Here is a 26,212-nt window from a genome sequence, read left to right as displayed (position 1 = left end):
CATCGGTGCGGGGGAAACCGGCACCCGCCGATACTCTTCGCAGGTGACTCCTGCTCAGCTCTCCAGCACCATCGTCGGCGTCCTGACCGCGCTCAGCGAGGAGGGGGCCCTGGCCCTCCCTGACGGCGTCCCGACCGAGGTGAACGTGGAGCGCCCGCGCCAGAAGGGGCACGGCGACTACGCCACCAACGTGGCGATGCAGCTGGCCAAGAAGGCGGGCACCAACCCGCGTGCCCTCGCCGAGCTGATCGCGGAGAGGCTGCGCGCGGCCGACGGCGTCGCGGCGGTCGAGGTCGCGGGCCCCGGCTTCCTCAACGTCAGCGTCGAGGCCGGCGCCCAGGGCCGGGTCGCCGCCGAGGTGGTGCGCGCCGGGGCGTCGTACGGACGCACCGAGGTGCTCGCCGGGCAGCGGATCAACATCGAGTTCATCTCCGCCAACCCGACGGGTCCGCTGCACCTGGGCCACACCCGCTGGGCGGTGCTCGGCGACGCGATCGGCCGGGTGCTGGACGCGGCCGGCGCCGAGGTCACCCGCGAGTTCTACATCAACGACCGCGGCGTGCAGATGAACCATTTCGCCGACTCGATCATCGCCTCCGCGCTAGGGGAGCCGAAGCCCGAGGACGGCTACGCCGGCGCCTACATCGACGACCTCGCGCGCCAGGTCGGCGAGGCGCACCCGGGGATCTTCGAGCTGCCCGCCGACGAGCGCCGCGCGGCCGTGCGCGCCGCCGGCTACGAGGTGCAGCTGCGCGAGCAGCGCGAGACGCTGGACGCCTTCAACACCCACTTCGACGTGTGGTTCTCGGAGCTGTCCCTGCACGAGTCGGGCTCGGTGCCGGAGACCCTGGCCCGGCTCAAGGAGCTCGGCCACGTCTACGAGGAGGGCGGTGCGCTGTGGATGCGCACCACCACCTTCGGCGACGACAAGGACCGGGTGCTGATCAAGTCCGACGGCGAGCTGACCTACTTCGCCTCCGACACCGCCTACTACCTCAACAAGCGCGAGCGCGGCTTCGACCACTGCATCTACCTGCTCGGCGCCGACCACCACGGCTACGTGGGCCGGCTCAAGGCGATGGCCGCGTGCGTCGGGGACGACCCGGCGAAGACCCTGGACGTGATGATCGGCCAGCTGGTCAAGATCCTGCGCGACGGCGAGGAGCTCAAGCTCTCCAAGCGTGCCGGCACGATCGTCACGCTCAACGAGCTCGCCGAGGACATCGGGGTGGACGCGCTGCGCTATTCCCTGGCGCGCTACCCGGCCGACTCGCCGCTGGTGCTGGACGTCGCCGAGATCACCAAGGCCTCCAACGACAACCCCGTGTACTACGTGCAGTACGCCCATGCGCGCACGTGTCGGATGCTCGCGAACGCCGCCGACCTCGGGATGCGGCTGCCCGACCTGGAGCCCGGCGCCGAGAACGGCTTCGACCCCGCGCTGCTCGACCACGAGCGCGACGGCGCGCTGCTGCGCGCGCTGGCCGAGTACCCCCGCGTCGTCGCCAGCGCTGCGGAGCTGCGTGAGCCGCACCGTGTCGCGCGCTACCTGGAGGACACCGCCTCGGTGTTCAACAAGTGGTACGACACCAAGGAGTGCCGGATGCTGCCGCAGGGCGACGAGCCGGTGAGCGCCGCGAACGAGGCCCGGATGGCCCTCGTGGTGGCGACCCGCACGGTGATCGCCAACGGCTTGGACCTGCTCGGCGTCTCGGCGCCCGAGCGGATGTGAGCGGGGACCTGCGATGACGCATGAAGCCGGTTGGGCGCACGCGCCCGGCGCCCTGCGCGGTCCCGCCTGGCTGCAGGCCCCCACCGACGTCAACGCCCTGGTGCCGCAGCTGTGGTCGAGCACCGCGCACAAGACCGACGCCGGTGACCTGGTGGTCGGCGGCATCCCGGTCGCGGACCTGGTCGCCGAGCACAACACCCCGGCCTACGTCCTCGACGAAGACGACTTCCGCAGCCGGGCCCGTGCGTTCCGCGACGCCTTCTCCGACTTCGACGTCTACTACGCCGGCAAGGCGTTCCTGAGCACCGCCGTCGCCCGCTGGATCGACGAGGAGGGCCTGCTCCTCGACGTCTGCTCGGCCGGGGAGCTCACCGTCGCGCTGCGGGCAGGGCTGGACCCGCGCCGCATCGGCTACCACGGCAACAACAAGTCGGTCCCCGAGCTGCGCCGTGCCGTCGCGGCGGGAGTCGGGCGGATCATCGTGGACTCCTTCACCGAGGTCGAGCGCCTCGCCTCGATCACCGCCGACACGGGGTTGACCGCACGCACCATGGTCCGCGTCACGGCCGGTGTCGAGGCCCACACCCACGAGTTCATCGCCACCGCGCACGAGGACCAGAAGTTCGGGTTCTCGATCGCCTCCGGCGACGCGCTGGAGGCGGTGCGCCGGCTGCACGCCGCCCCGGGGGTCGAGCTGCTCGGCCTGCACTCCCACATCGGCAGCCAGATCTTCGACACCGCCGGCTTCGAGATCGCCGCACGTCGCGTCCTCGCGCTGCACGCGCAGGTGCGCGACGAGCTCGGCCTCGCCCTGCCGGAGATGGACCTCGGTGGCGGCTTCGGCATCGCCTACACCACGCAGGACGACCCGAGCACCCCGGCGCTGCTCGCCGAGGGGATGCGGCGCATCGTGGACACCGAGTGCCGCTCGCTCGGCGTGGACCGGCCGCGGCTGTCCATCGAGCCGGGCCGCGCCATCGTCGGACCGGCGATGTGCACCGTCTACACGGTGGGCACGGTCAAGCAGGTCACCCTGGATGCCGGCGCCGTGCGCACCTACATCAGCGTCGACGGCGGGATGAGCGACAACATCCGCACCGCGCTGTACGACGCGGACTACTCCTGCACCCTGGCCGGCCGGCGCTCCGAGGCGCCGCCCGTGCTCGCCAGGGTCGTCGGCAAGCACTGCGAGGCCGGCGACATCGTGGTGCGCGACGAGTTCCTGCCCGCAGACCTCGCCCCCGGCGACCTGCTGGCCGTGCCGGGCACGGGTGCCTACTGCCGGTCCATGTCCTCGAACTACAACCACGCCCTGCGACCGCCGGTGATCGCGGTCAAGGACGGTGCCGCGCGCGTGATCGTGCGTCGCGAGACCGAGGAGGACCTGCTCGCCACCGACCTCGGCTGAGGTCCGACTCAGGGAGCTGCCGCGGTGGCGAGCCCCTCCCGCGCCGTCGCCCGAGCGGTGGACCGGGCGCCGGGGTGTCCGCGACCGATGGCCGTGACGGACTCCGGTCCGTGCGCCGATACCCTTGCTACGTGAACAGTCCCCTCAAGGTCGCCGTGCTCGGCTGCGGGTCCGTCGGGTCGCAGGTCGTGCGCCTCATCGGTGAGCAGGCCGACGACCTGGCCGCCCGGGTCGGTGCTCCCGTCGAGCTCGCCGGCGTCGCCGTACGACGAATCGACGCGCCCCGCGAGGTCGACGTCCCCGCCGAGCTGCTCACCACGGACGCTGCCGGCCTGGTGGCCCGCGATGACGTCGACGTGGTGATCGAGGTCATCGGCGGGATCGAGCCCGCCCGGACGCTGATCCTCTCGGCGCTGGAGAACGGCGCCTCCGTGGTCACCGCCAACAAGGCCCTGCTCGCCGAGGACGGCGCGACGCTGTTCGAGGCGGCCGAGAAGGCCGGGCGCGACCTGTACTACGAGGCCGCCGTCGCGGGGGCCATCCCGATCCTGCGCCCGCTGCGGGAGTCGCTGGCCGGCGACAAGGTCACTCGCGTGCTGGGCATCGTCAACGGCACCACGAACTTCATCCTCGACAAGATGGACACCTCCGGTGCCGGCTTCGCCGACGCCCTCGAGGAGGCGCAGGCGCTGGGCTATGCCGAGGCCGACCCGACTGCCGACGTGGAGGGCTTCGACGCCGCGGCCAAGGCCGCGATCCTGGCCAGCCTGGCGTTCCACACCCGGGTCACCGCCGCCGACGTGCACCGCGAGGGCATCGCCGACGTCACCGCGGCCGACGTCCGCTCGGCGCGCGAGATGGACAGCGTCGTCAAGCTCCTGGCCATCGCCGAGCTGGTCCCCGCCGCCGGCGAGGAGGACCCGGGCGTGAGCGTGCGGGTGCACCCCGCGATGATCCCTCGCTCGCACCCGCTGGCCAGCGTGCGCGAGGCCTACAACGCCGTCTTCGTGGAGTCCGAGGCCGCCGGCCAGCTGATGTTCTACGGCCCCGGCGCCGGCGGCGCGCCGACGGCGAGCGCCGTGCTCGGCGACCTGGTCAGCGTCGCGCGGCACCACCGCCAGGGCACCCGCGGCGTCGGCGAGTCCGTCTACGCCGACCGTGCCGTGCTGCCGATGGGGGAGACCCGGACGCGCTACCACGTCGCCATCGACGTCGAGGACCGCGCCGGCGTGCTGGCCGCGGTCGCGCACGCGTTCGCGGAGCACGAGGTGTCGATCCAGACCGTTCGTCAGGAGGGCCGGGGCAACGACGCCCAGCTCGTCGTGGTCTCGCACGAGGCGACGGACGCGGCGCTCGCCGCGACCGTCGAGCAGCTGCGGGACATGGAGATCGTGCGCGAGGTCACCTCGGTGATGCGCGTCGAGGGAACCGAAGAGTGAGCATGAGCGACACCAGCCAGGCAGCAGCCCCCAACGCCCAGGCCAACGGCCAGTGGCGCGGCGTCATCGAGGAGTACCGCACCCTCCTCGACATCCCGCAGGACACCCCGGCGGTGACGCTGCGCGAAGGCGGCACCCCGCTGGTGCACAGCGACTGGCTCTCCGGGCTGACCGGCGCTCAGGTCTGGCTCAAGGTCGAGGGCAACAACCCCACCGGCTCCTTCAAGGACCGCGGGATGACGACCGCGCTCTCGGTCGCCGTGCACGAGGGCGCGAAGGCCGTGGTGTGCGCCTCGACGGGCAACACGTCCGCCTCCATGGCCGCGTACGCCGCCAAGGCCGGGGTCACCCCCATCGTGCTGGTGCCGGAGGGCAAGATCTCCGCGGGCAAGATGGCGCAGGCGGTGCTGCACGGCTCGCTCGTCATCCAGGTCCGCGGCAACTTCGACGACTGCCTGCGGATGGCCCGGGAGATGGCCTGGAGCTACCCGGTCGCGCTGGTCAACTCCGTCAACCCGGCCCGCCTCGAGGGGCAGAAGACGGCCGCGTTCGAGATCGTCGACTTCCTCGGCGACGCCCCCGACTTCCACCTGCTCCCGGTCGGCAACGCCGGCAACATCTCGGCCTACTGGCTGGGCTACACGCAGTACGCCGCGCTGGGGCGGGCGACCAAGCGCCCGGTGATGCGCGGGTTCCAGGCCGCAGGTGCCGCTCCGCTGGTCACCGGCGAGCCGTTCCCCGAGCCCGAGACCGCGGCCACCGCGATCCGGATCGGCAACCCCGCCTCCTGGAAGCTCGCCGAGGCCGCCCGCGACGAGTCGGGCGGGCGGTTCGCCGCCGTCTCGGACGCGCAGATCCTCGCCGCGCAGAAGCAGCTCGCCGCCAAGGACGGGGTCTTCGTGGAGCCCGCCTCGGCGGCCGGCATCGCCGGCATCCTCGCCGAGCTGGAGGCGGGGGAGTCCTACGCCGGGGCCACGGTGGCGATCACCGTCACCGGCCACGGCCTCAAGGACATCACCACCGCCCTCGAGGGACTGGTGCTGCCCGAGACCGTCGTCGACGCGGACGTCGACGCGGCCGCGCGCGCGGCCGGCCTCTGAGCCCGGTCCGGCGATGACCTTCGTCGACGGGCCCGTGCGGGTCAGCGTGCCGGCCACCTCGGCCAACCTCGGCCCCGGGTTCGACACCCTCGGCCTGGCACTCGACCTGCGCGACACGCTGGAGGCCGAGGTGACCTCCGGCGGCCTGTCCGTGGAGGTGGACGGTCACGGCAAGGGTGAGGTGCCTCTCGACGAGAGCCACCTCGTCGTCCGCGCGATGCAGGCGACGTTCGACCGGCTGGGGCGTTCGCCCGCGGGCCTGCGGCTGTCGTGCACCAACGTGATCCCGCACGCGCGAGGACTCGGCTCCTCCTCGGCGGCGATCGTCGGCGGCGTGTGGCTCGCCCGTGAGCTGGTGGCGGGCGGGCGGCTGCTGCTGAGCGACACCGCGCTGCTGGACCTGGCCGCGCAGCTGGAGGGCCACCCGGACAACGTGGCCCCGGCCATGCTCGGCGGGTTCGTGATCTCCGGGCAGGACGCCGACGGGGTGTTCTTCGCCGTCCCCGGCTCGGTCGACCCCAGGGTCAGCGCCGTGGTCTTCGTGCCGCCCTCGCCCGTCTCCACCGCGGCCGCCCGCCGGCTCCTGCCCGCCCAGGTGCCGCACGCGGACGCCGCTGCGAACGCGGGCCGCGCGGCCCTGCTGGTCGCCGCGCTCTCGGGCCGTCCCGAGGAGCTGCTGCGCGCCACCGAGGACCGGCTGCACCAGGACTACCGCCGCCCGGCGATGCCCGAGAGCCTGGAGCTGGTGGACACGCTGCGCGCGGAGGGCGTGCCGGCGGTCGTCTCCGGTGCGGGCCCGACGGTCCTGGCCTTCACCGAGGGCGTGGGTACGGCGTCCTCGGCCGCGCTGGCCGCCCGCTGCCCGAGCGGCTGGGCGATGCACCAGGTCGCGATCAGCCACGTCGGGGCGGCGCTCGCCGACGCTCGGTGATCTCCCGCTGCGGGGCTGATCCGGGTGGTACATTGACGCTGCGTCGTGACTCGGCGCCCGGCCGGCGCCCTCGGTGCCCGGCCTTCTCCACCGGCTCGGCCGGTTCCGAACGGTCTCGCTCTGCTTCGGTCCGGCTGTGCAGGACTCAGACCAGCTGCCGTTCCGCCGGGTGAACCCGGATCGGACGTGCGTGATACGTGGGAAGGACTCACGTGACCGAATCTCTGGACCCCGCTGACGTCTCCGCTCCGTCCGGCACCGCGCCGGACGCCGCGACGAAGGCTCCGCGCAAGCGCGGGGGCGGGCTCAACGCCATGCTCCTGGCCGACCTCAAGGCGATGGCCGCGGGGATGGGCATCGCCGGGGCGGGCGGGATGAAGAAGGCGGCGCTGATCGAGGCGATCCGCGGCGCCCAGGCGGGCCAGTCGGGCCAGGCGGGCCAGTCGGGCCAGTCCGGACAGTCCGGTCAGGCGCAGCCGGCCGAGGCGGCGTCCGCGCCGGTCGCGGCGTCCGCGCCGGCCGAGCGGCCCGCGCCCCAGTCCGACAAGCCGCGCGTCGAGGTGACCCGACGGGAGCGCACCCGCCGGGGTGCGCGCCCCGCCGCCGAGACCGCGCCCGGCTCCGGCGACGACGCCGCCGCGGCGTCCGTCGGGGCGGGCAACGACACCTCCGCCAAGGCCGGCGAGCCCGACCCCGCCGCGACCAAGGGCGACGCCAAGAACGACGCCAAGAACGACGCCAAGAACGACGGCAGGGACCGCCGGGACGAGGCCGAGGGCGGCGGGGCGAAGTCGCAGGGCAAGGGCGGCCGCGGTGCCCAGGACCGCTCCGGCAGGCCCGAGACCAAGTCCGACAAGCAGGCCGACGGCAGGTCCGAGAAGCAGGCCGACGGCAAGGTGCAGGACAAGCAGGACGGCCGGCAGGACGGCAAGCAGGACGGCAAGCAGGACGGCAAGCAGGACGGCAAGCAGGACGGCAAGCAGGACGGCAAGCAGGACGGCCGCCAGCAGGACGGCCGGGCCGACAAGCAGTCCGCCGGCAAGCAGGACGGCCGGTCCGAGAAGCAGCACGACAGGCAGGACCGCAACGAGGGCCGTGGGGACCAGTCGCGTGCCGGGCACGACGACCACGACGACCACGACCACGACGACGACGGCGAGGGCGGCAGCCGGCGCAACCGCCGTCGCCGCGGTCGCGACCGCGACCGGACCGGTCGCGCAGGCAGCCGCGAGCCCGACACCGAGGTGCGCGAGGACGACGTGCTCGTCCCGGCGGCGGGCATCCTCGACGTCCTCGACAACTACGCGTTCGTGCGGACCAGCGGCTACCTCGCGGGTGCCGACGACGTGTACCTGTCGCTGTCGATGGTGCGCCGCTACGGCCTGCGTCGCGGCGACGCGATCACCGGCCAGGTCCGCCAGCCGCGCGAGGGCGAGCGGCGGGAGAAGTTCAACCCGATGGTGCGCATCGACACCGTGAACGGTGTCGAGCCCGAGCAGGCCAAGCACCGGGTGGACTTCGACTCCCTCACCCCGGTCTCGCCCGACGAGCGGCTGCGCATGGAGACCGGGCCGGACAACCTGACCGGCCGCGTCATCGACCTGGTCGCTCCGGTCGGCAAGGGCCAGCGAGGAGTCATCGAGTCCCCGGCCAACGCCGGGAAGACGACGACGCTGCAGGCGATCGCCGGCGCGCTGACCGCGAACAACCCCGAGTGCCACCTCATGGTGGTCCTCCTCGACGAGCGTCCCGAGGAGGTCACCGACTTCGAGCGCGCGATCAAGGGCGAGGTCATCGCCAGCACCTTCGACCGGCCGGCGACCGACCACACCACGCTCGCCGAGCTCGCCATCGAGCGGGCCAAGCGGCTGGTCGAGCTCGGCCACGACGTCGTCGTGCTGCTCGACGGCCTCACCCGGCTGGGGCGTGCCTACAACCTCGCGGTGCCGGCGTCGGGGCGGATCCTGCCCGGGGGAGTGGACGCCGCGGCGCTGTTCCCGCCGAAGAAGCTGTTCGGTGCGGCCCGCAACATCGAGAACGGCGGCTCGCTGACCATCCTGGCGACGGCATCGGTGGAGACCGGCTCGCGCCTGGACGAGGCGATCTACGACGAGTTCACCGGTACGGCGAACTGGCGCCTCCGGCTCCGTCGGGAGCTGGCCGAGCGCGAGGTGTTCCCGGCGATCGACCCGGTGGCCTCGGGCACGCGACGTGCGGAGCTGCTGCTGGCGAGCGAGGAGGTCGCCGTCCTCGGTGCCCTGCGGCGCGAGCTGGCAGCGGAGGAGGGCCGCCAGGGCGCGGAGGACCTCCTCGAGCAGCTGCGCGGGACCCAGACGAACTACGAGCTGCTGCTGCGCCGCCAGCGAGCGGCGCGCGGCTGAGCGGCTGAGCGGCTGTGCGCACGGAGCGCTGAGCGGGGCGGAACACCGCGCCGCCAGATCTGGTTGAGACCTCCGGGTGGACCGCCCGGCCGCGCCGGTTTGGGCGGGGTCTCGCCGAGAAGTAAGATCACCCGTTGGCTCCGGTTCACGTCCGCATCGGCGTGTGACGACCCGGACCCCCTGTTGAGAGGACACCCATGAAGAAGGACATCCACCCGGAGTACGTGCCGACCGAGGTGACCTGCACCTGCGGCGCCACGTTCACCACCCGTAGCACCGTCGCGTCCGGCGTCATCCGCTCGGACGTGTGCTCGCAGTGCCACCCGTTCTACACCGGCAAGCAGAAGATCCTCGACACCGGCGGCCGCGTGGCCCGCTTCGAGGCCCGCTACGCCAAGGCTGCCAAGAAGTAGCCCGTCTCGAGCGCCGGTCCGCCCCTTCGTGGGGTGGACCGGCGCTCGTCCTTTTGCTCCCTCCGGACCCGTCCGGGCCCGGACCGACCACCAGCCCCCGAGGAGTCCCGTGTTCGAAGCCGTCGAGGGCATGCTCGCCGAGCACGCCGCGCTCGAGTCCCGGCTCGGGCTCCCCGAGACGCACGCCGACCCGCGGCTGGCCCGCACGCTCAACCGCCGTTACGCCGAGCTCAACGCGATCATCGCCACCTGGCGCGAGTGGCGCCAGCTCGGCGAGGACGCGGAGGCGGCGCGGGAGCTGGGCGAGGACGACCCCGCCTTCGCTGCGGAGGTCGAGGGCCTGCTGGCCCAGCAGGAGACCGCGGCGGAGCGGCTGAGGCGGCTGCTCGTCCCACGCGACCCCGCCGACCACAAGGACGCGCTGCTGGAGGTCAAGTCGGGGGAGGGCGGTGAGGAGAGCGCGCTGTTCGCCGGCGACCTGCTCCGGATGTACACCCGGTTCGCCGAGCGCCGCGGCTGGAAGACCGAGGTGCTGGATGCGACCGAGTCCGACCTCGGCGGCTACAAGTCGGTCACCGTGGCGGTGAAGGCGACCGGAACCGTCGAGCCGGGGCAGGCGCCGTACGCCTTGTTGAAGTTCGAGGGTGGCGTGCACCGGGTCCAGCGGGTCCCGGTCACCGAGTCCCAGGGCCGCATCCACACCTCCGCCGCGGGCGTGCTGGTGATGCCGGAGGCCGAGCAGGTCGACGTGGAGGTCCACGACAACGACCTGCGCATCGACGTCTTCCGCTCCTCCGGCCCGGGCGGGCAGAGCGTGAACACGACCGACTCGGCGGTGCGGATCACCCACCTGCCGACCGGCATCGTGGTCAGCTGCCAGAACGAGAAGTCGCAGCTGCAGAACAAGGAGCAGGCGTTGCGCATCCTGCGGGCCCGGCTGCTGCAGGCCGCCCAGGACGCCGCCGCGGCCGAGGCCAGCGACGCGCGGCGCAGCCAGGTCCGCACGGTGGATCGCTCCGAGCGGATCCGGACCTACAACTACCCCGAGAACCGGATCTCCGACCACCGCACCGGCTACAAGTCCTACAACCTCGACCAGGTCCTCGACGGCGACCTGCAGCCGGTGCTCGACTCCTGCGTCGAGGCCGACCTGGCGGCCCGGCTGGCCGCGTTGGAGGAGTGAGCGTGAGCGAGCCCCTCGCCGGCGCCGCCCGGCGACCCCGTGCCCTGCTGGTCGAGGCTGCCGCCCGGCTGGCGGAGGCCGGCGTCGCGAGCCCGGAGCACGACGCGGCGGAGCTGCTCGCCCACACCCTCGACGTCCCGCGCAGCCACCTGCCGCTGGTCGGCGAGGTCGGTGCCGACCAGGTGGCCTCCTTCAAGGCCCTGGTGCAGCGCCGGGCGCAGCGCGAGCCGCTGCAGCACCTGATCGGTCGCGCCTGGTTCCGTCACGTCTCGGTGGCGGTCGGCCCCGGCGTGTTCGTGCCCAGGCCCGAGACCGAGCTGCTCGCCGGCTGGGCCGTGGACGCGGCGCGAGCCGTGCTGGCGACCGGCCGCACCCCGACGGTGGTCGACCTGTGCACCGGGTCCGGGGTGATCGCCCGCAGCCTCGCCGACGAGGTGCCGCAGGCGAGCATCCACGCCGTCGAGCTCGACGCCCCGGCGCACGCCTGGGCGGAGCGCAACCTCGCCGACACCGAGGTCGACCTGCGCCACGGCGACCTGGCCACCGCCTTCGACGACCTGCTCGGCACGGTCGACGTGCTGGTCAGCAATCCGCCGTACGTGCCGTTGGAGGCCTGGGAGTCGGTGGCCCTCGAGGCGCGTGACCACGACCCGCACCTGGCCCTGTTCTCCGGCGCCGACGGGCTGGACGCGATCCGTGAGATCGAGCGGCGGGCGGCCCGGCTGCTGCGTCCCGGCGGGGTGGTGGGCATCGAGCACGCCGATGCTCAGGGCGAGTCCGCACCGGCGGTGTTCACCGAGGCGGGGCGCTGGGAGGAGGTCCGCGACCACCGCGACCTCGCCGGCCGGCCGCGCTACCTGACCGCCCGCCGGCCCCGATGAGCGCGACGGTGGTCGGCGCCACGGCGACGCCGAGGGGGATCCGTGGCGCGGCGGTGCGAGGATGGTCGCCGTGAGCGCCGAGCGGTTCCCCACCCAGTCCGACGAGCAGCGCGAGGCGGCGATCGACGCCGCCGCGACGGCCGTGCGCCGCGGCCGGCTCGTGGTCCTGCCCACCGACACCGTGTACGGCGTCGGCGCCGACGCCTTCGACGCGGCCGCCGTGCAGCGCCTGCTCGCGGCCAAGGGCCGGGGCCGCGAGATGCCGCCGCCGGTCCTCGTGGGCACCGCCGGCACCCTGGACGCCCTGGCGACCCGGGTCCCGGTCTACGTGCCGGTGCTCGTGGAGCGCTTCTGGCCGGGCGCCCTGACCCTGGTCTGTCACCAGCAGCCGTCCCTGCAGTGGGACCTGGGGGAGACCCGCGGCACCGTCGCGGTCCGGATGCCCGACCACGAGGTGGCGCGGGCACTGCTGGACCGCACCGGTCCGCTCGCGGTCAGCTCGGCCAACCTGACCGGCCGGCCGGCGGCGCTCGATGCCGACGAGGCGATGCAGATGCTGGGGGAGTCGGTCGCGGTCGTCGTCGACGGCGGCCCGGCGCCGGGCGGGGTGGCCTCCACCATCGTCGACGCGACCGGCGAGCGCCCACGCCTGCTGCGCGACGGAGCGATCAGCGTCGCCGAGCTCGACGCGGCCCTCGCCGAGCTGGGCCTCACCGTCGACACCGGAGCCGAGTCCGTCGAGGAGGCGCGTCCGAGCGATGCGTGAGTACCTCGTCGTCTTCCTCGTCGCAGCGACGGTCACCTACCTGCTGACCGTGCTGGCGCGCGAGCTGGCGGTGCGGACCGGGGCGGTGGCGAAGGTCCGTGATCGTGACGTCCACGCCACACCCATCCCGTACATGGGTGGGGTGGCCATGCTGGGCGGCCTGTTCGCCGCCTACGTCGTCGCCCGCGAGCTGCCCTTCCTGAGCACCGCCAGCCCCTTCGTGTACGACGACGCGCTGGCCGTGCTCGTCGCCGGCGCCCTGGTCTGCGTGGTGGGTGTGCTGGACGACATCTTCGACCTGGACGCGCTGACCAAGTTCGGCGGGCAGCTGCTCGCGGTCGGGGTGCTGGTCTACTCGGGGATCCAGTTCCGCTACTTCTACAAGTCGACCGGCGAGGTGTTCTCCCTCGACACCGCCCAGGGCGCGCTGCTGACGGCGTTCGTGGTGGTCGCGACCGTGAACGCGGTCAACTTCATCGACGGCCTCGACGGGTTGGCCGCGGGCGTGATCGGGATCAGCGCGTCGGCGTTCTTCCTGTTCTGCTACTCCCTGTCGTTCCTCAACGACGTCAGCCGGGCCACCACCGGCGCGCTGCTGTCCGCGGCGCTGGCCGGTGCGTGCGTGGGGTTCCTGGTGCACAACTTCCACCCGGCGCGGCTGTTCATGGGCGACTCGGGCTCGATGCTGATCGGGATGGTGCTGTCCGCCACCGCGATCACCATCACGACCCAGTTCGCCCCCGGTGACCTGACCCAGGGTGCCGACGGCACCCGGGCCAGCCTGATGCCGGTGCTGCTGCCCGTGGTGCTGCCGATCCTGATCCTCATCGTGCCGCTGGCAGACCTCGTCCTCGCCGTGGTCCGCCGCACCCGGGCCGGTCGCTCGCCGTTCGCCCCCGACAAGCAGCACCTGCACCACCGGCTGCTGGAGATCGGGCACTCGCACCGCCGCGCGGTGGTGATCATGTGGCTGTGGGCCGGGCTGATCGCCTACGGCGTCGTGGTGGCCAGCGTCTTCACCGGCGTCGTCGTGTGGCTGGGCATCGGGACGGGGCTGCTCGTCACCGTCGCGCTCACGTTCGCGCTGCCGAAGGTGAGGGCCGGGGCGTTGGAGAGCGCCATCGACACGGCGCTGGAGACCACGGACCCCGAGATCGAGATCGAGCCGGAGCCGGAGCCGGACGCCGCCGGACCCCCGGGCGTCGGCGTCCGAGACCCCTTGTGATAACTTTCACGAAGTCCCGACGGCCCCCTCGGGGAGCCGCCAGAACCGCGATCCAGAACGGCCGCCGATGAAGACGACCGAGACCCGCCTGCCAGGTGTTCTCGCACGGGCGGCGCTTGCTGCCGGCGTGGCCGGGGCGGCGCTGGTGATCTTGGCCGCGCTCGTCTCCGGGGCGTCTGCCGCCGCCGGTGCCGCTGTCGGTGGCGTGCTCGCGATCGCCGTCTTCGCGTTCGGTGCCTTCGCCGTGGACGCCGTAGCCCGGCTGCTGCCGGCGGCGTCCCTGCTGTTCGCGATGCTCACCTACACCCTGCAGGTGGTGGTGATGGGGCTCGCCTTCGTCGCCTTGAACCGCTCCGGCCTGCTCGACTCCGAGGTCGACCGGGGCTGGCTCGGCGGCGCCATCATCCTGGGCGCGCTGGTGTGGACCGCCGTCCAGCTCCGGCTGGCGACGACGGCCCGCATCCCGATCTACGACACAACGTCGGAGGTGGATGCGCGGTGACCCGGGGTGACTGCTATTGTCCGGGGCGCAATGAGTCAGCCCGAGGAGAGACCCAAGGGCGATCCGTGGCACGCGTTCGGCTACATCACAGCCGGGGTCGCTTTCTACGGGTTGCTCGGCTGGCTTGCGGATCGGTGGCTGGACACCCGGTTCCTCGTGGCGGTCGGCATCCTCGTGGGTGCCGCGCTGGGGATCTACATGACAGCCGCGCGGTTTCGCCCCGATCCGCCGGACAGCACGAAGTCAGACGAGCAGTGAACGCAGAGGAGACCTGGTGACCATCGCAGCCACCGCCCCCATTGCCGCCAGCGGCGGAGGTGACGGGTTCCACGCTCCGGGCCCGAGCATCTTCGAGCTTCCGGCGGCCTTCGACATCGGCGCCCTCGGGGTCACCAAGCCGATGCTGCAGGTGGTCCTCAGTGCGATCCTGGTGTTCGGCCTGCTCTACGCCGCCTCGCGCAGCCGTTCCCTGGTCCCCGGCAAGCTGCAGTTCGCCGGTGAGGGCGCCTACAACTTCGTCCGCAACGGTGTCGGCCGCGACATCATCGGGGGCCACGACTTCGCGAAGTTCGTGCCCTACCTGGTCGCGCTGTTCTTCTTCATCCTGATCAACAACCTGTTCGCGACCTTCCCGGTCTTCCAGTTCCCGACGTTCAGCCGCTCGGGCATGGCCTACGCGCTGGCCGGCCTCTCCTGGCTGGTCTACAACGGCGTGGGCATCCGCAAGCACGGCCTGCTCGGCTACCTGAAGCTGCAGAGCGTGCCGAGCGGGGTCAGCCCGGCCATGTACCCGCTGCTCGTGCCGCTGGAGTTCTTCTCGAACATCCTGGTCCGCCCGGTCACGCTCGCCCTGCGTCTGTTCTGCAACATGTTCGCCGGCCACATCCTGCTGGTGCTGTTCTCGACCGGCGGGTTCTACCTGATCCTGGAGTACGGCGGCATCGGTTACGTGGCGGGTCCGCTCGCACTGGTCCTCGCCATCGCGGTGAGCTTCCTGGAGCTGCTGATCCAGTTCCTCCAGGCCTACGTCTTCGTCCTGCTGAACGCCATGTACATCCAGGGCGCGCTCGCAGACGAGCACTGATCCACACCGCACGACTCCACGTCCCCACAGTTCTCGCACGAGAAAACAACCCGAAAGGAAGAAAGCCATGGGTGGCTCTCTCAACATGATCGGTTACGGCCTGGCTGCCATCGGCCCGGGTATCGGCATCGGTCTCATCTTCGCCGCGTACATCAACGGCGTTGCCCGCCAGCCCGAGGCGCAGAGCCGCCTCCAGTCGATCGCGATCCTCGGCTTCGCGCTCGCCGAGGCACTCGCCATCATCGGTATCGCTCTCGCCTTCGTCCTCACCGGCTCCAGCACTGAGTGACGTTCGTCGTCCGACGACGAACCACCGACCGCACGCTCGACCCAGATAGGTCAGGTCCATGAAATCACTGGTGATCCTCGCTGCCGCGGAGGGAGAGGAGCACAACCCTCTCGTCCCGCTGTGGGAGGAGGTGGTGATCGCCCTCGTGGTGTTCGCCATCCTCTTCTTCGCCATCAAGAAGTTCGTCGTCCCGAACTTCGAGAAGACGTTCGCCGAGCGCACGCAGGCGATCGAGGGTGGCATCGAGGCTGCCGCGAGCAAGCAGGCTGAGGCTGACGCCAAGCTTGCCGAGCTCGAGCAGCAGCTGGCCGATGCCCGTCACGAGGCCGCCCGCATCCGCGAGGAGGCTCGCGAGCAGGGTGCTGCGATCGTGGCCGAGATGCGGGAGCAGGCCCAGGCCGAGTCCGCCCGCATCGTCGAGCACGCCCACACGCAGATCGAGGCGGAGCGCCAGCAGGCGGTCATCTCGCTGCGGGCGGAGGTCGGCGCCCTGGCGACCGGCCTGGCCGGTCGCATCGTCGGGGAGTCCCTGGAGGACGAGGCGCGCCAGTCGCGCGTCGTCGAGCGGTTCCTCGCCGAGATCGAGACGGCTGACGCGGGGAGGGACGCCTGATGGTGTCCTTCCGCGCCGCCTCGGCCGAGGCCATGGCCGCCCTCACCGACAAGCTCGGTGGGGTGGCCGAGGCCTCTGCGGCGAAGGTGGCCGACGACCTCTTCGCCGCAGCGCGGACCCTGCGCTCCGAGGGCGCGCTGCGCCGTTTCGTCACCGACCAGTCGGTGGCGGCCCCGGCGCGTGCCGGCCTCGTCGGCGACGTGTTCGCGGGCAAGGTGGACCCGGCTGCGGCCGAGCTGCTGAGCGCCGCCGTCGCGGCGCGGTGGACGCGGAGCCGCGACCTGCCCGACGCCCTCGAGCAGCTCGGGGTGGTGGCGGCAGTGCGCTCGGTCGGCGCGCAGGCGGAGACCCTGGTGGACGAGCTGTTCGGCGTTCGCCAGCTGGTGAAGCAGAACAGCGACCTGCGCAACGCGCTGTCCGACCCGGCCCGCAGCGCCGCCGACAAGTCGGCGTTGCTGGACACGCTGCTCGGTGGCAAGGTCCTTCCCGCCACCGTGCAGCTGGTGCGCCAGTCGCTCTCGGGCTCCTACCGCACGGTCACCGCCGCGCTGGAGGCCTATGAGCGCACTGCGGCCGACGTGCACGGCGAGAGCGTCGCGACGGTGCACGTGGCCCGCCCGCTCGACGAGCGGGCGCAGCAGCGCCTCAACACCGCGCTCAGCCGGCAGTACGGCCGTTCGGTGCACCTGAACGTCGTCGTCGACCCGGCCGTCATCGGCGGCATCCGGGTCGAGATCGGTCACGACGTCATCGACGGCACCGTGTCCAGCCGCCTGGACGACGCCCGCCGCAAGATCGCCGGCTGACCCGCCCGCCGGAACGCATCCCCAGACTTCCACGCAGCAAAGAAGAGAGAAGGCACCAGAGATGACGGAACTCTCCATCCGTCCGGACGAGATCCGTGACGCCCTCGCCAAGTACGTCTCGGACTACGAGCCCAGCGCCGCCAGCAAGGAGGAGGTCGGCGCCGTCGCCTCCGCCGGCGACGGCATCGCCCGGGTCACCGGTCTGCCCTCGGCCATGGCCAACGAGCTGCTCGAGTTCGAGGACGGCACGCTCGGCCTCGCGCTGAACCTCGAGGACCGCGAGATCGGTGTCGTCATCCTCGGTGACTTCGACAAGATCGAGGAGGGCCAGACGGTCCGCCGCACCGGGGAGATCCTCTCCGTGCCGGTGGGCGAGGGCTACCTCGGCCGCGTGGTCGACCCGCTCGGCAAGCCGATCGACGGCCTGGGCGAGATCGCCACCGAGGGCCGCCGCGCCCTCGAGCTGCAGGCTCCCGGCGTCATGGCCCGCAAGTCGGTGCACGAGCCGCTCGCCACCGGCATCAAGGCGATCGACGCGATGACCCCGATCGGCCGCGGCCAGCGCCAGCTGATCATCGGGGACCGCGCCACCGGCAAGACCACGGTCGCGATCGACACGATCATCAACCAGAAGCAGAACTGGGAGTCGGGCGACCCCTCGAAGCAGGTCCGCTGCATCTACGTCGCCATCGGCCAGAAGGGCTCGACCATCGCCTCGGTGCGTGGTGCCCTCGAGGCGGCCGGCGCGCTGGAGTACACCACCATCGTGGCCGCCCCCGCCTCCGACAGCGCGGGCTTCAAGTACCTCGCGCCGTACACCGGCTCGGCCATCGGCCAGCACTGGATGTACGACGGCAAGCACGTCCTCATCGTGTTCGACGACCTGACCAAGCAGGCCGAGGCCTACCGCGCCGTGTCGCTGCTGCTGCGCCGTCCGCCGGGCCGCGAGGCCTACCCGGGTGACGTCTTCTACCTGCACTCGCGCCTGCTCGAGCGTTGCGCGAAGCTCTCCGACGAGCTCGGCGCGGGCTCGATGACCGGCCTGCCGATCATCGAGACCAAGGCCAACGACGTCTCGGCGTTCATCCCGACCAACGTCATCTCGATCACCGACGGCCAGATCTTCTTGCAGTCGGACCTGTTCGCGGCGAACCAGCGTCCCGCGATCGACGTGGGTATCTCCGTCTCCCGCGTGGGTGGTGCGGCGATGACCAAGGCGATGAAGGCCGTCACCGGCTCGCTGAAGGTCGACCTGGCGCAGTTCCGCGCCATGGAGGCCTTCGCGATGTTCGCCTCCGACCTCGACGCCGCGTCGAAGCAGCAGCTGGCCCGCGGCCAGCGGCTGATGGCGCTGCTCAAGCAGCCCGCCTACTCCCCGTACCCGCTCGAGGAGATGGCCGTCTCCCTGTGGCTGGGCACCTCGGGCCGCCTGGACAAGGTGCCCACCGAGGACGTGCTCCGCTTCGAGAGCGAGTTCCTCGACTACCTGCGCCGCTCGCAGTCGGGCCTGCTGGCCTCGATCCGTGAGAGCCAGAAGTTCGAGGTCGAGGACGACCTCGCCTCGGCGTACGACTCCTTCCTGGACCAGTTCGAGACCTCCGAGGGCGGCAGCATCAAGGTCGGCAGCGAGGCTGCTGCCGAGGCGCTGGCCGACGACGAGCTCGAGCAGGAGCAGATCGTCAAGCAGAAGCGGGGCTGACCCATGGCCGTATCGCTGCGGGAGTACCGCGCGCGGATCAAGTCGACGGAGTCGATGAAGAAGATCACGCGCGCCATGGAGCTCATCGCTGCGTCCCGGATCATCAAGGCGCAGCAGCGGGCTGCTGCGGCGGCTCCGTATGCGCGTGAGCTGACCCGTGCCGTGTCGGCGGTGGCGACGTTCTCGAACGTCGACCACCCGCTGACCCGGGAGCAGGAGAACCCGAAGCGGGCCGCGGTGCTGGTGATCACCAGCGACCGTGGTCTGGCCGGGGCGTACTCCTCGAGCCTCATCAAGGAGGCCGAGCGCCTCTCGGAGCGGTTGCGCGAGGAGGGCAAGGAGATCGACTTCTACCTTGCCGGGCGCAAGGCGGAGGCCTACTACAAGTTCCGCGGGCGCCCCTACGTGCAGGCGTGGACCGGCTTCTCCGACCAGCCCAGCTACGACAAGGCGGCAGAGATCGGCTCCGCGCTGATCGAGGCCTTCCTCAAGGAGCAGGGCGAGGACGGGGACGTGGACGAGGTCCACGTCGTCTACACCCGGTTCCGCTCGATGCTCACCCAGGAGCCGACGGCCATCCGGCTGCTGCCGCTGGAGGTCGTCGAGGGCGAGGAGACCCCGGACACCGCGGATCTGCTGCCGCTGTACGAGTTCGAGCCGTCGGCGGAGCAGGTGCTGGACGGGCTGCTGCCGCAGTACGTCCAGAGCCGGATCTTCTACTGCCTCCTGCAGGCCGCCGCCTCGGAGCTTGCCGCGCGTCAGAAGGCGATGAAGTCGGCCACGGACAACGCGGAAGAGCTGATCAAGAAGTTCACGCGGATCGCCAACCAGGCGCGTCAGGCCGGCATCACCCAGGAGATCAGCGAGATCGTCGGTGGCGTCAACGCCCTCGCCGACGCCACCGCTGCCAACGACTGACCCACTCAGAGTTCACACCAAACGGAGTAAGACATGACTGCAACGGTTGAAGAGACCACCGCCAGCGGTGCGGCCTCGGTGGGTCGGATCGTCCGGGTCATCGGCCCGGTCGTCGACATCGAGTTCCCGACCGATGCGCTGCCCGAGATGTACAACAAGCTCGAGGCCGAGGTGACCTTCGGCGACGAGACCACCTCGCTGCCGCTCGAGGTCGCTCAGCACATCGGTGACGGCATCGTCCGCGCCATCTCGCTGAAGCCGACCGACGGCCTGGTCCGCGGCCAGGCGGTGACCGACACCGGCGGCCCGATCTCGGTGCCCGTCGGCGACGTCACCCTCGGCCACGTGTACAACGCCACCGGCGACGTGCTCAACCTGACCGAGGGCGAGGCCTACGAGGTCAAGGAGCGGTGGGGCATCCACCGCAAGGCGCCCGCCTTCGACCAGCTCGAGTCGAAGACCGAGATGTTCGAGACCGGCATCAAGGTCATCGACCTGCTCGCGCCGTACGTGACCGGTGGAAAGATCGGTCTGTTCGGTGGTGCCGGTGTCGGCAAGACCGTGCTCATCCAGGAGATGATCGCGCGTGTCGCCAAGAACCACGGTGGTGTGTCGGTGTTCGCCGGTGTCGGTGAGCGCACCCGTGAGGGCAACGACCTGATCGTGGAGATGCAGGAGGCCGGCGTCTTCGACAAGGTCGCCCTGGTCTTCGGCCAGATGGACGAGCCGCCGGGGACGCGTCTTCGTGTCGCCCTGTCCGCGCTCACGATGGCGGAGTACTTCCGCGACGTGCAGGGCCAGGACGTGCTGCTGTTCATCGACAACATCTTCCGGTTCACGCAGGCCGGTTCCGAGGTCTCCACGCTGCTCGGCCGCATGCCGTCCGCGGTGGGCTACCAGCCGAACCTGGCCGACGAGATGGGCACGCTCCAGGAGCGGATCACCTCGACGCGGGGTCGCTCGATCACCTCGATGCAGGCGATCTACGTGCCGGCCGACGACTACACCGACCCGGCGCCGGCGGCGACGTTCGCCCACCTCGACGCCACGACCGAGCTGTCCCGCGACATCGCCTCGCAGGGCATCTACCCGGCCGTGGACCCGCTGACCTCGACCTCGCGGATCCTCGACCCGCAGTACATCGGTCAGGCGCACTACGACTGCGCGATCCGCGTCAAGGCGATCCTGCAGCGCAACAAGGAGCTGCAGGACATCATCGCGATCCTGGGTGTCGACGAGCTGTCCGAGGAGGACAAGATCATCGTCTCCCGCGCGCGTCGCATCCAGCGGTTCCTGTCGCAGAACACCTACGTCGCCAAGCAGTTCACCGGCATCGAGGGCTCGACGGTTCCCGTGGCCGACACCATCGAGGCGTTCAACAAGATCGCCAACGGTGAGTACGACCACGTCGCCGAGCAGGCGTTCTTCATGTGCGGCGGTCTCGACGACGTCGAGCGCAACTGGGCCGACATCCAGAAGAGCCTCTGATCATGGCGGACACCACGGTCGACACCCTGCACGTCGAGCTCGTCGCTGCCGACCGGACCGTGTGGTCCGGTGAGGCGGCGATGATCGTCGCGCGGACCGTCGAGGGTGACATCGGTGTGCTGCGCGGTCACGCGCCGCTGCTCTCGCTGCTCTCGGCCTCCGTGGTCGAGATCCAGGTGGCGGGCACCAACGACCTCGTCGTGGTGGCCGTGGACGGCGGGTTCCTCTCGGTCGCCAACGACCGGGTCTCGATCCTGGCCGAGCGGGTGGAGCGGGCCGAGGACATCCACCTCGAGCAGGCTCGCGTCGACCTCGAGGAGGCGCGTCACCTGCTGGAGACCAACAACGAGGCCGAGCAGCGGGTGCGGCACGCCGAGGCTCGCATCCGCGCGGCAGAGAAGGCCTCGTAGTACCCAGATGGCGTGGTGGGAGTGGCTGCTCGACATCTGTGGCGCGCTCCTGCTCGGTTGCGTGCTGTACGGCGCCGGACTCATCGTCCGGCGCCGTCTGCTTGCCCGCAACGGCGGCACCTTCGAGCTGAGCCACCGCTTGCGCCGCGACGTGCCGGAGCGTGGTTGGACCCTCGGCCTGGGCCGGTACTCCGGTGAACGGCTGGAGTGGTTCCGGGTGTTCACGCTCTCGCCGCGGCCCAAGCGTTCGTGGTCGCGTGACGAGCTGCAGTACGACGGCCGGCGCGCGCCCGTCGGCGCTGAGCGCGCGTCGTTGTACCCGGACCACCTGGTGATCTCGTGTGAGTCAGCAGATGGCCCGGTGGAGCTGGCGATGAGCGTGTCCTCGTTGACCGGCTTCCAGGCGTGGCTCGAGGCCAAGCCGCCGGGCACGGACTGGAGCCGCGCGAAGGGTGGCGAGCACTGAGCACGGACACATCACCGGAATCACCGCGGTCCCTCGGGCCGCGGTGATTCTCCTTTTCAGTCCTCGAAGAGGTTGCGGATGTCCTCGGCGCCGATGCCGGCGCCCATCGCGCCGTCGCCGTCCATGACCTGGGCGAAGAGCTCGGCCTTGCGGGCCTTGAGCTCCATGACCTTCTCCTCGACAGTGTCGCTGGCCACCAGCCGGTAGACGTGCACCCGCCGGGTCTGGCCGATGCGGTGTGCCCGGTCGACCGCCTGGGCCTCGGCCGCCGGGTTCCACCAGGGGTCGAGGACGAAGACGTAGTCGGCCTCGGTCAGCGTCAGGCCTACCCCGCCCGCCTTGAGCGAGATGAGGAAGACCGGCGCTGCTCCGGAGCGGAACTCGTCCAGGACCGCGGCCCGGTCGCGAGTCCTGCCGTCGAGGTAGGTGGTGGGGATCTCGGCCTCGTCGAGGCGGTGGCGCACCCGCTGCAGGAACGACGTGAACTGGCTGAACACCAGGGCGCGGTGGCCCTCGGCGCTCAGCTCGGCGAGGTGCTCCACCAGCACGTCGAGCTTGGCCGAGCCGACCCGCTCGTGGGTGGGGTCCACCAGCGCCGGGTCGAGGGCCAGCTGGCGCAGGGTGGTCAGCGCGCTGAAGATCGCCACCCGGTTGCGGTCGAAGTCCTCGACCAGGCCGAGGATGCGCTGGCGCTCTCGAGCCAGGTGGGTGTCGTAGATCTTGCGGTGCCGCGGGTCGAGGGTCACCGGCAGCACCTGCTCCTGCTTCGCGGGCAGGTCGGCGGCGACCAGCTCCTTGGTGCGCCGCAGCAGGAACGGCTTGATCCGGCTCCGGAACCGGCTCAGCACCGCCTGGTCACCCGAGCGCTCCACGGGACGCACCACCCTGTCGGCGAACTGCCGCGGCCACGGGTACAGCCCCGGCACGGTGATCGACAGCAGTGACCACAGCTCCATCAGGCGGTTCTCGAAGGGGGTGCCGGTGACGGCGAGCTTGAAGGGGGCGTCGACGGTGCGCACGGCGGTGTAGGTCTTGCTCTGGTGGTTCTTCACCTGCTGGGCCTCGTCCAGCACGAGGCCGCCCCACCCGACCGCGCCGTGGCTCTCGTGCGCCAGGCGCAGCAACGTGTACGTCGTGACCACCACGTCTGCGTCGCGGGCCAGCGCCGCGACGTCGTCGGTACGACGTCCCACGACCGCCACCCGCAGCCCGGGGGCGTGGCGGCGGACCTCGTCGGCCCAGGCGGTGACGACGCTGGTGGGCGCCACGACGAGGAACGCCCCGTCGTCGGGGCGCTGCGCGCGGGCGTAGGAGATCAGCGCCAGCACCTGCAGCGTCTTGCCCAGCCCCATGTCGTCGGCCAGGATCCCGCCGAGACCGTGCTGCCAGAGGAACGCCAGCCACCAGAACCCCTCGCGCTGATAGCTGCGCAGCTCGGTGGCCAGGTGCACCGGCTCGGGGTGCGGCAGGTCGACGAGGTCGCGCAGCGCCTGCGCGCGGTGGACCCAGTCGGCGACCTGGCGGTCCACGATGCCGGCCTCGGCCAGCTGCGCCCACAGGCCCAGGTCGTGGCGGCTGATGCCGATCCGCTCGCCGTCGCGCTCACGCAGCTCGGCCGCGGCGTCGACGACCTCGCGCAGCCGGTCGAACTCGGGACGGTCGGTGCTCACGTACAGCCCGCTGGGCAGCACCAGGAACTCCTGCTCGTGCGTGAGCGCGGCGAGCACGTCGGGCAGCGGGATCGCCTCCCCGTCGACCGTCACGGCGACGGAGAGGTCGAACCAGTCGGTGGATCCGGCGTCCTGGTCGCCGCCCACGAGGTCGAAGCTGATCTCGGGCGCGGCATCGGTCTCGCGGAAGTCGGGTCGCTCCTCCTCGCGTACGACGACGTCCTCGACCTCGCGCAGCCGCGGCAGCTCGTGGACCGCGAGGGTCAGCGCGTCGCCGTCGGTGAGGGCACCGTGCGTGAGGAGGTCGGCGGGGACGCGGCTCAGGATGCGGCGCTCCGCCACCCGGTCGCGGATCCCGCCGAGGGTGTCGCGGCTGGCAAGGGTGCAGGTGTGCTCGGCATGCTCGCCGTACTCCCAGGTCCAGGTGAGCGCGGCCTTGGTGGCGCTGTGCCAGGTGACGGTCAGGGCCAGGGTCGGGGTGAGCGGCGGGGGCAGCTCGACGGTGCTGCGGTCAGCGCGCACGGTGAGGTGGCGCATCAGGGCGGGCAGCGCGGCGCGCAGCTCCTCGGTCTCACCCGGGGGCACGGTGATGCCCGGCCCGTCCAGGAAGTGGCGCAGCGAGGCCGGCATCGGGGTCGCGAGCTCGGCCAGCACCAGCTCGCCGTCGTCGTCGAGCAGGCCGACGACCGCGGCCGGGTGGCCCACGGGCAGCACCCGGTCGCCGTGCCAGCTGCGCTCACCGACCGTCACCACGGCCTGGAGGCGGGTGCCGGCGCCGTCGCTGTCGTCGAGGTCGACGACGAGGTCGGCCGCCTCGTCGGCGACCCGGACCGCACTGAGCCCGGCGCCGGGAAGGATGGTGACGCCGGCGTCGCGGGCCTGGCGCAGCGCCCGGACGACGTGGTCGCCGAACTCATCCAGGGTGGGGGAGAGGCCGGGCTGGTGGAAGCCCCGGCGGCTCGTCATCAGGGCGTGCAGGGCGGCGATGGCGTCGGCCTGCTCGGGCGGGTAGGCACGCGCACCGTCGGAGGCGATGTCCGACCAGTCCGCCCCGGACTTGATCCACGGCTTGTTCTTGCCACGGCGCAACGGCCGCACGTGCAGGGTGGGGCCCTGGGAGGTGTAGCCGCGGCGCGGCTCCACGAGGGTGATCTCGAGCGCGAGCGGCACCGGGTCGCTCAGGGCCGGTCGCTGCCGTTGCAGGTCGTCGACGAGCACGTCGAGGGTGCGTCGCCAGCCGGGCTGGGTGGGCTGCGGCGTCGCGAAGCTCTGGCGCAGCGTCAGGGCCAGGGCCGCCCCGTGCTTGCACACCGAGCGCACCGGGCAGCTGCACACGGTGAACAACCAGCCGTCGTAGCCCTCGGTGGGCGCCTCGGCGTGCAGCTGCACCTGGTAGGGCTCGTCGCGGCTGCCGAGCACCTCGGCGGTCGCGGTCACCGAGCCCGCGGACAGCATCCCGATCTCGGGTCGGCCCACGCAGCCGTCGGCCACCACGCGCTGGGCGCGCGTGAGCGTGGCGGCGTCGAAATGACGCGCCAGGAAGGTGTCGGTGAGCTGGGCGAGGACGTTCACGGCCCGTCCATCGTGGCACGCGTGCCCGACGGCTCGGACAGGCCTCCACCCGTCGACGCCATCCGCCTCCGCAGGAACACGCGAGGCCCGAGCGGGCTAGGCGTCGCGCTCGCCGCCCGGGACCCAGAGCACGTCGCCCTGCTCGCGGTTCGCGTGGCGGGCGAGGATGAACACGAGGTCCGAGAGCCGGTTGAGGTAGGTGATCGCGAGCTTGTTCATGACCTCGCCGTGCACCTCGTAAGCGGCCCAGGCGGCGCGCTCGGCCCGCCGCACGACGGTGCGCGCGACGTGCAGGTGGGCGGCACCCGGCGTGCCGCCGTTGAGGATGAACGAGCGCAGGCTCGCCAGCTGCTCGTTGTACTCGTCGCACCAGGCCTCGAGGCGGTCGACGTACGACTGCTCGATGCGCAGCGGCGGGTACTCGGGGTCGGGCACGACGGGGGTGCACAGGTCGGCGCCGACGTCGAACAGGTCGTTCTGCACGCGGACCAGCAGCTGCACCACGTCGGGCTCGAGACCGCCGGTGGCCACCGCGACGCCGATGTGGGCGTTGGCCTCGTCCACGTCCGCGTAGGCCGCGAGCCGCAGGTCGGTCTTCGTGGTCACGCTCATGTCGCCGAGCCGGGTCTCCCCGGCGTCGCCGGTGCGGGTGTAGATGCGGGTGAGGTTGACCATGGCGACGAGGGTAGACGACACACTTTTTGCAGTACTTCGGTCTCAGGTGCAACCAATCCGGGTAGCGGGGCGTCATGGTGGTGTAGGCGGTCGGCAACGGCCCCGATCCCGGGAGACCAGATGAGGGAGCGGCAGGTGGACGCAACGGCGCGTCACGAGGCGGCCGGCACGGTGAGCATGGAGATCCGCAGCGAGCACGGCGTGCTGGTGCTCTCCGGCGACCTCGACGTGCGCAGCACGCAGGCGGTGCGCGCGGCCCTCTACTCCCACCTGGCCGAGCAGAGCCGGTACGACGACTCCGCCGTCGCGGTCGTCGACATCAGCGGGGTGCGCTCGGCGGACGCGACGGCGTTGAAGATGCTGGCGGCCGCGAACCGGATCGCGCACCGCACGGGAGCCCGGATCCGGGTGCGGGGCGCCTGCCCGGCGGTGCGCCGGATGCTGCACCTGACCCACCTGATCCGGCTGGTCGAGCTCGAGCGGGAGCCGGTCGGGGCGTGAGCGCGGCCCTCGGCGAGCCGCAGCGCGACGCGGTGTGGTGTTGAGCACAAAGCCAGCCGT

Annotated in this window: 25 protein-coding genes; 23 read left to right on the top strand and 2 right to left on the bottom strand. The window is 71.7% G+C overall.

Going from position 1 to position 26,212, the window contains the following annotated elements:
- Positions 1-43: 43 nt before the first annotated feature.
- The 22 genes from argS (at position 44) to KG111_RS11490 (ending at position 21,734) form a co-directional block, all read left to right on the top strand.
- Positions 44-1,732, top strand: coding sequence for an arginine--tRNA ligase (gene argS / locus KG111_RS11595; RefSeq protein WP_205292582.1), 1,689 nt, complete (start codon positions 44-46; stop codon positions 1,730-1,732).
- A 13-nt stretch (positions 1,733-1,745) separates the two neighbouring features.
- The gene (gene lysA / locus KG111_RS11590; RefSeq protein WP_205292583.1) at positions 1,746-3,140 is read left to right on the top strand and encodes a diaminopimelate decarboxylase; all 1,395 of its coding nucleotides are present in this window, start codon (positions 1,746-1,748) and stop codon (positions 3,138-3,140) included.
- A 131-nt stretch (positions 3,141-3,271) separates the two neighbouring features.
- Positions 3,272-4,579, top strand: a complete 1,308-nt coding sequence (locus KG111_RS11585) for a homoserine dehydrogenase (RefSeq protein WP_205292584.1) — start codon at positions 3,272-3,274, stop codon at positions 4,577-4,579.
- A 2-nt stretch (positions 4,580-4,581) separates the two neighbouring features.
- Positions 4,582-5,679, top strand: coding sequence for a threonine synthase (thrC, locus tag KG111_RS11580; RefSeq protein ID WP_205292585.1), 1,098 nt, complete (start codon positions 4,582-4,584; stop codon positions 5,677-5,679).
- 13 nt (positions 5,680-5,692) lie between these two features.
- The gene (gene thrB, locus KG111_RS11575) at positions 5,693-6,610 is read left to right on the top strand and encodes a homoserine kinase (protein ID WP_205292586.1); all 918 of its coding nucleotides are present in this window, start codon (positions 5,693-5,695) and stop codon (positions 6,608-6,610) included.
- Between the two features lie 212 nt (positions 6,611-6,822).
- Positions 6,823-8,991, top strand: a complete 2,169-nt coding sequence (gene rho, locus KG111_RS11570) for a transcription termination factor Rho (RefSeq protein ID WP_205292587.1) — start codon at positions 6,823-6,825, stop codon at positions 8,989-8,991.
- A 197-nt stretch (positions 8,992-9,188) separates the two neighbouring features.
- Positions 9,189-9,404: a 50S ribosomal protein L31 gene (gene rpmE / locus KG111_RS11565; RefSeq protein ID WP_205292588.1), complete on the top strand. Its 216-nt coding sequence runs from the start codon at positions 9,189-9,191 to the stop codon at positions 9,402-9,404.
- A 109-nt stretch (positions 9,405-9,513) separates the two neighbouring features.
- The gene (prfA, locus tag KG111_RS11560) at positions 9,514-10,587 is read left to right on the top strand and encodes a peptide chain release factor 1 (protein ID WP_205292589.1); all 1,074 of its coding nucleotides are present in this window, start codon (positions 9,514-9,516) and stop codon (positions 10,585-10,587) included.
- Between the two features lie 2 nt (positions 10,588-10,589).
- The gene (prmC, locus tag KG111_RS11555) at positions 10,590-11,468 is read left to right on the top strand and encodes a peptide chain release factor N(5)-glutamine methyltransferase (protein ID WP_213449987.1); all 879 of its coding nucleotides are present in this window, start codon (positions 10,590-10,592) and stop codon (positions 11,466-11,468) included.
- A gap of 70 nt (positions 11,469-11,538) precedes the next feature.
- On the top strand, positions 11,539-12,234 hold the full coding sequence (locus KG111_RS11550) for an L-threonylcarbamoyladenylate synthase (protein ID WP_249666097.1): 696 nt from the start codon (positions 11,539-11,541) through the stop codon (positions 12,232-12,234).
- Complete coding sequence (locus tag KG111_RS11545) at positions 12,227-13,459, top strand: glycosyltransferase family 4 protein (protein ID WP_205292591.1); 1,233 nt, start codon at positions 12,227-12,229, stop codon at positions 13,457-13,459. Before KG111_RS11550 ends, KG111_RS11545 begins: the two co-directional genes overlap by 8 nt.
- Before the next feature lie 67 nt (positions 13,460-13,526).
- A complete protein-coding gene (locus KG111_RS11540; RefSeq protein WP_205292592.1) occupies positions 13,527-13,961 on the top strand; it encodes a hypothetical protein in 435 nt (144 codons plus the stop codon).
- A gap of 30 nt (positions 13,962-13,991) precedes the next feature.
- Positions 13,992-14,219 (top strand): AtpZ/AtpI family protein, encoded by a 228-nt coding sequence (locus KG111_RS11535; protein WP_205292593.1) that lies wholly within the window; start codon positions 13,992-13,994, stop codon positions 14,217-14,219.
- Between the two features lie 16 nt (positions 14,220-14,235).
- Complete coding sequence (gene atpB / locus KG111_RS11530) at positions 14,236-15,045, top strand: F0F1 ATP synthase subunit A (protein ID WP_205292594.1); 810 nt, start codon at positions 14,236-14,238, stop codon at positions 15,043-15,045.
- Positions 15,046-15,112: 67 nt separating this feature from the next.
- On the top strand, positions 15,113-15,334 hold the full coding sequence (gene atpE, locus KG111_RS11525) for an ATP synthase F0 subunit C (RefSeq protein WP_028655139.1): 222 nt from the start codon (positions 15,113-15,115) through the stop codon (positions 15,332-15,334).
- Between the two features lie 58 nt (positions 15,335-15,392).
- The gene (locus KG111_RS11520; protein ID WP_205292595.1) at positions 15,393-15,947 is read left to right on the top strand and encodes a F0F1 ATP synthase subunit B; all 555 of its coding nucleotides are present in this window, start codon (positions 15,393-15,395) and stop codon (positions 15,945-15,947) included.
- Entirely contained in the window at positions 15,947-16,753 is an 807-nt protein-coding gene (locus KG111_RS11515) for a F0F1 ATP synthase subunit delta (RefSeq protein WP_205292596.1), read from the top strand. Before KG111_RS11520 ends, KG111_RS11515 begins: the two co-directional genes overlap by 1 nt.
- Before the next feature lie 61 nt (positions 16,754-16,814).
- Complete coding sequence (gene atpA / locus KG111_RS11510) at positions 16,815-18,452, top strand: F0F1 ATP synthase subunit alpha (protein ID WP_205292597.1); 1,638 nt, start codon at positions 16,815-16,817, stop codon at positions 18,450-18,452.
- A gap of 3 nt (positions 18,453-18,455) precedes the next feature.
- Positions 18,456-19,370, top strand: coding sequence for a F0F1 ATP synthase subunit gamma (locus KG111_RS11505; RefSeq protein WP_205292598.1), 915 nt, complete (start codon positions 18,456-18,458; stop codon positions 19,368-19,370).
- Positions 19,371-19,403: 33 nt separating this feature from the next.
- Positions 19,404-20,858, top strand: a complete 1,455-nt coding sequence (atpD, locus tag KG111_RS11500; protein ID WP_205292599.1) for a F0F1 ATP synthase subunit beta — start codon at positions 19,404-19,406, stop codon at positions 20,856-20,858.
- A 2-nt stretch (positions 20,859-20,860) separates the two neighbouring features.
- Positions 20,861-21,268 (top strand): F0F1 ATP synthase subunit epsilon, encoded by a 408-nt coding sequence (locus KG111_RS11495; RefSeq protein ID WP_205292600.1) that lies wholly within the window; start codon positions 20,861-20,863, stop codon positions 21,266-21,268.
- A gap of 7 nt (positions 21,269-21,275) precedes the next feature.
- On the top strand, positions 21,276-21,734 hold the full coding sequence (locus tag KG111_RS11490; RefSeq protein WP_205292601.1) for a DUF2550 domain-containing protein: 459 nt from the start codon (positions 21,276-21,278) through the stop codon (positions 21,732-21,734).
- 56 nt (positions 21,735-21,790) lie between these two features.
- On the opposite strand, the gene KG111_RS11485 is transcribed toward KG111_RS11490, so the two are convergent.
- Together KG111_RS11485 and KG111_RS11480 are read right to left on the bottom strand one after the other, a co-directional pair.
- Positions 21,791-24,976, bottom strand: coding sequence for a DEAD/DEAH box helicase (locus KG111_RS11485; protein ID WP_205292602.1), 3,186 nt, complete (start codon positions 24,974-24,976; stop codon positions 21,791-21,793).
- A 96-nt stretch (positions 24,977-25,072) separates the two neighbouring features.
- On the bottom strand, positions 25,073-25,651 hold the full coding sequence (locus KG111_RS11480; protein WP_205292603.1) for a cob(I)yrinic acid a,c-diamide adenosyltransferase: 579 nt from the start codon (positions 25,649-25,651) through the stop codon (positions 25,073-25,075).
- A 120-nt stretch (positions 25,652-25,771) separates the two neighbouring features.
- Between KG111_RS11480 and KG111_RS11475 the strand changes: the two genes are divergently transcribed.
- Complete coding sequence (locus KG111_RS11475) at positions 25,772-26,152, top strand: STAS domain-containing protein (protein ID WP_240196045.1); 381 nt, start codon at positions 25,772-25,774, stop codon at positions 26,150-26,152.
- Positions 26,153-26,212 lie beyond the last annotated feature (60 nt).

The sequence above is a fragment of the Nocardioides faecalis genome, from assembly GCF_018388425.1.
In the GTDB taxonomy this organism is placed as follows: Bacteria; Actinomycetota; Actinomycetes; order Propionibacteriales; family Nocardioidaceae; genus Nocardioides; species Nocardioides faecalis.
This window is presented reverse-complemented; position numbering and strand designations above follow the sequence as displayed.